Annotated in this window: 4 rRNA genes; all 4 read left to right on the top strand. The window is 50.5% G+C overall.

Features of this window, described 5'->3' with window-relative positions:
* A 16S ribosomal RNA gene (locus L4D19_RS00105) occupies window positions 1–179 on the top strand; the annotation flags it as partial.
* A 367-nt stretch (window positions 180–546) separates the two neighbouring features.
* Window positions 547–3,436 (top strand): 23S ribosomal RNA (locus tag L4D19_RS00100).
* Window positions 3,437–3,552: 116 nt separating this feature from the next.
* Window positions 3,553–3,668, top strand: a 5S ribosomal RNA gene (rrf, locus tag L4D19_RS00095).
* Window positions 3,669–4,073: 405 nt separating this feature from the next.
* Window positions 4,074–4,856 (top strand): 16S ribosomal RNA (locus L4D19_RS00090); the annotation flags it as partial.

Raw genomic sequence — 4,856 nt, 5'->3', positions numbered from 1 at the left:
TGCTACGGTGAATACGTTCCCGGGCCTTGTACACACCGCCCGTCACACCATGGGAGTGGGCTGCACCAGAAGTAGATAGCTTAACCTTCGGGAGGGCGTTTACCACGGTGTGGTTCATGACTGGGGTGAAGTCGTAACAAGGTAGCCCTAGGGGAACCTGGGGCTGGATCACCTCCTTAACGATAGACTGCTTGTTTGATGCAGTGTCCACACAGATTGCTTGGTGAAATAGTTTTAGAAATAGCAAAAGCGCTAATGAATGACTTCGGTTATTGATTAACGCTTTTAGCGTTTGCTCTTTAACAATCTGGAAAGCTGACTAGTAAATTGAATCGTTAGATTCAATTAAAATGTTTTTTATCTTCGGATAAAGAACGAGTTCTCAAGCAATACACATTCAAGTGTCTTGTACTTTTGTCTTCACTTTTTCAAAAGTGAAAATAAAAGAAGAGTCCGGCGAAAAACCAATGTCCTTACTTTTCTTGATCGAATGTAGGAGACACAAACCTTGGTTGTTTGAACATACGAAACCTCTTGGGGTTGTATGGTTAAGTGACTAAGCGTACACGGTGGATGCCTTGGCAGTCAGAGGCGATGAAGGACGTACTAACTTGCGTTAAGCCCAGATTAGGCAGTAAGAGCCACTTGAGTCTGGGATTTCCGAATGGGGAAACCCACCTGCACAAGCAGGTATCGCAGCGTGAATACATAGCGTTGCGAGGCGAACCGGGGGAACTGAAACATCTAAGTACCCCGAGGAACAGAAATCAACCGAGATTCCGGCAGTAGCGGCGAGCGAAACCGGATTAGCCCTTAAGCTAGTTGAGTGTTAGGCGAATGTGCTGGAAAGCACAGCAGTAAAGGGTGATAGCCCCGTAGCCGACAACGCRCTTCAAGTGAAATCGAGTAGGACGGGACACGTGATATCCTGTCTGAACATGGGGGGACCATCCTCCAAGGCTAAATACTCCTGACTGACCGATAGTGAACCAGTACCGTGAGGGAAAGGCGAAAAGAACCCCTGTGAGGGGAGTGAAATAGAACCTGAAACCGTGTACGTACAAGCAGTAGGAGCCCACTTGTTGGGTGACTGCGTACCTTTTGTATAATGGGTCAGCGACTTAATTTTAGTAGCAAGGTTAACCGTATAGGGGAGCCGTAGGGAAACCGAGTCTTAACTGGGCGTACAGTTGCTAGGATTAGACCCGAAACCAGGTGATCTAGCCATGGGCAGGTTGAAGGTGAGGTAACACTTACTGGAGGACCGAACCGACTAATGTTGAAAAATTAGCGGATGACTTGTGGCTAGGGGTGAAAGGCCAATCAAACCTGGAGATAGCTGGTTCTCCCCGAAAGCTATTTAGGTAGCGCCTCGGACGAATACTACTGGGGGTAGAGCACTGTTAAGGCTAGGGGGTCATCCCGACTTACCAACCCTTTGCAAACTCCGAATACCAGTAAGTACTATCCGGGAGACACACGGCGGGTGCTAACGTCCGTCGTGGAGAGGGAAACAACCCAGACCGCCAGCTAAGGTCCCAAAGTTATAGCTAAGTGGGAAACGATGTGGGAAGGCTCAGACAGCCAGGATGTTGGCTTAGAAGCAGCCATCATTTAAAGAAAGCGTAATAGCTCACTGGTCGAGTCGGCCTGCGCGGAAGATTTAACGGGGCTAAGCTATACACCGAAGCTGCGGCAATGCNNTTTATGTATTGGGTAGGGGAGCGTTCTGTAAGCGGTTGAAGGTGCATCGTAAGGTGTGCTGGACGTATCAGAAGTGCGAATGCTGACATGAGTAACGATAAAGGGAGTGAAAAACTCCCTCGCCGGAAGATCAAGGGTTCCTGTCCAACGTTAATCGGGGCAGGGTAAGTCGACCCCTAAGGCGAGGCCGAAAGGCGTAGTCGATGGGAAACAGGTTAATATTCCTGTACTGCTTATAACTGCGATGGGGGGACGGAGAAGGCTAGGTGGGCCAGGCGACGGTTGTCCTGGTTCAAGGGTGTAGGCTGTATTCTTAGGCAAATCCGGGAATACAYTAGGCTGAGACCCGATGTCGAGCCGCTACGGCGGTGAAGTCATTGATGCCATGCTTCCGGGAAAAGCCTCTAAGCGATAGGTTATAAGGAATCGTACCCCAAACCGACACAGGTGATCAGGTAGAGAATACCAAGGCGCTTGAGAGAACTCGGGTGAAGGAACTAGGCAAAATGGTACCGTAACTTCGGGAGAAGGTACGCTGCTGGCGGTGACGTGCCTTGCTGTTTGAGCTGCTGGGAGTCGCAGATACCAGGTGGCTGCAACTGTTTATTAAAAACACAGCACTGTGCAAAATCGAAAGATGACGTATACGGTGTGACGCCTGCCCGGTGCCGGAAGGTTAATTGATGGGGTTAGACTTCGGTCGAAGCTCTTGATCGAAGCCCCGGTAAACGGCGGCCGTAACTATAACGGTCCTAAGGTAGCGAAATTCCTTGTCGGGTAAGTTCCGACCTGCACGAATGGCGTAATGATGGCCACGCTGTCTCCACCCGAGACTCAGTGAAATTGAAATCGCAGTGAAGATGCTGTGTACCCGCGGCTAGACGGAAAGACCCCGTGAACCTTTACTACAGCTTGGCACTGAACATTGACCCTACATGTGTAGGATAGGTGGGAGGCTTYGAAGCGCAGTCGCTAGATTGCGTGGAGCCGTCCTTGAAATACCACCCTTGTAGTGTTGATGTTCTAACGTCGCCCCGTTATCCGGGGTGCGGACAGTGCCTGGTGGGTAGTTTGACTGGGGCGGTCTCCTCCCAAAGCGTAACGGAGGAGCACGAAGGTGGGCTAATCACGGTCGGACATCGTGAGGTTAGTGCAATGGCATAAGCCCGCTTGACTGCGAGACTGACAAGTCGAGCAGGTGCGAAAGCAGGTCATAGTGATCCGGTGGTTCTGAATGGAAGGGCCATCGCTCAACGGATAAAAGGTACTCCGGGGATAACAGGCTGATACCGCCCAAGAGTTCATATCGACGGCGGTGTTTGGCACCTCGATGTCGGCTCATCACATCCTGGGGCTGAAGTCGGTCCCAAGGGTATGGCTGTTCGCCATTTAAAGTGGTACGCGAGCTGGGTTTAGAACGTCGTGAGACAGTTCGGTCCCTATCTGCCGTGGGCGTTGGATGATTGAAGGGGGCTGCTCCTAGTACGAGAGGACCGGAGTGGACGAACCTCTGGTGTTCGGGTTGTGTCGCCAGACGCATTGCCCGGTAGCTAAGTTCGGAATCGATAACCGCTGAAAGCATCTAAGCGGGAAGCGAGCCCTGAGATGAGTCATCCCTGATACTTTAAGTATCCTGAAGGGTTGTTGGAGACTACGACGTAGATAGGCAGGGTGTGTAAGCGCTGTGAGGCGTTGAGCTAACCTGTACTAATTGCCCGTGAGGCTTAACCATACAACACCCAAGGGGTTTTTACGGACTCCACAAACGCTTGAATGTATGCGCGAGAACCACTAGTTAATTTTCCCAGATTGCTATTACTTGCAACGGCGGGTAATAAACAGAATTTGCTTGGCGACCATAGCATTATGGACCCACCTGATCCCATGCCGAACTCAGTAGTGAAACGTAATAGCGCCGATGGTAGTGTGGGGTCTCCCCATGTGAGAGTAGGACATCGCCAGGCTCCAAACACTGAGAGCCCGCTGGCTACAGCGGGCTTTTATTTCGCTCCGGCTGATTGCAATGTGAGCGGAGTCAAAAGAAGGTTTTCACTTTTTAACCAGTTAGTCTGGTTGAAGAAAAAAGATGAAAATTTTGTCTTGACTGAAAATCAGAAAAGCGTATTATACGCGTCCTGACTTGCTGAAGCGCTTAGCGCCAAGGCATTGAAAGTCAACGTTCTTTAACAATTTGACCATGCAATCTGTGTGGGCACTCGTGAAATGAATAGTCAAAAAAGATTATATCAATGAACTGGGTGACCAATACAAATACTAAGTTTACTTATTATTTGGCACAGTCAATTCGTTCTAACTTAGTTAGAACAATCAGTATTCATTGAGCCGTTACTTCGGTAACAACAAAACTTTAATTGAAGAGTTTGATCATGGCTCAGATTGAACGCTGGCGGCAGGCCTAACACATGCAAGTCGAGCGGCAGCGACATGATTGACGCTTCGGTGGATTTTTTGGGCGGCGAGCGGCGGACGGGTGAGTAATGCCTGGGAATATGCCTTAGTGTGGGGGATAACTATTGGAAACGATAGCTAATACCGCATAATGCCTACGGGCCAAAGAGGGGGACCTTCGGGCCTCTCGCGCTAAGATTAGCCCAGGTGGGATTAGCTAGTTGGTGGGGTAACGGCTCACCAAGGCGACGATCCCTAGCTGGTCTGAGAGGATGATCAGCCACACTGGAACTGAGACACGGTCCAGACTCCTACGGGAGGCAGCAGTGGGGAATATTGCACAATGGGGGAAACCCTGATGCAGCCATGCCGCGTGTGTGAAGAAGGCCTTCGGGTTGTAAAGCACTTTCAGCAGTGAGGAAGGGGTTATCGTTAATAGCGGTAATCTTTGACGTTAGCTGCAGAAGAAGCACCGGCTAACTCCGTGCCAGCAGCCGCGGTAATACGGAGGGTGCGAGCGTTAATCGGAATTACTGGGCGTAAAGCGCATGCAGGCGGTCTGTTAAGCAAGATGTGAAAGCCCGGGGCTCAACCTCGGAACAGCATTTTGAACTGGCAGACTAGAGTCTTGTAGAGGGGGGTAGAATTTCAGGTGTAGCGGTGAAATGCGTAGAGATCTGAAGGAATACCGGTGGCGAAGGCGGCCCCCTGGACAAAGACTGACGCTCAGATGCTCAGATGCG

The sequence above is a fragment of the Photobacterium kasasachensis genome, from assembly GCF_050336885.1.
Lineage (GTDB): Bacteria > Pseudomonadota > Gammaproteobacteria > Enterobacterales > Vibrionaceae > Photobacterium > Photobacterium kasasachensis.
Note: the sequence above shows the minus strand (reverse complement) of the source record. Positions and strands in the feature narration are given on the sequence as shown.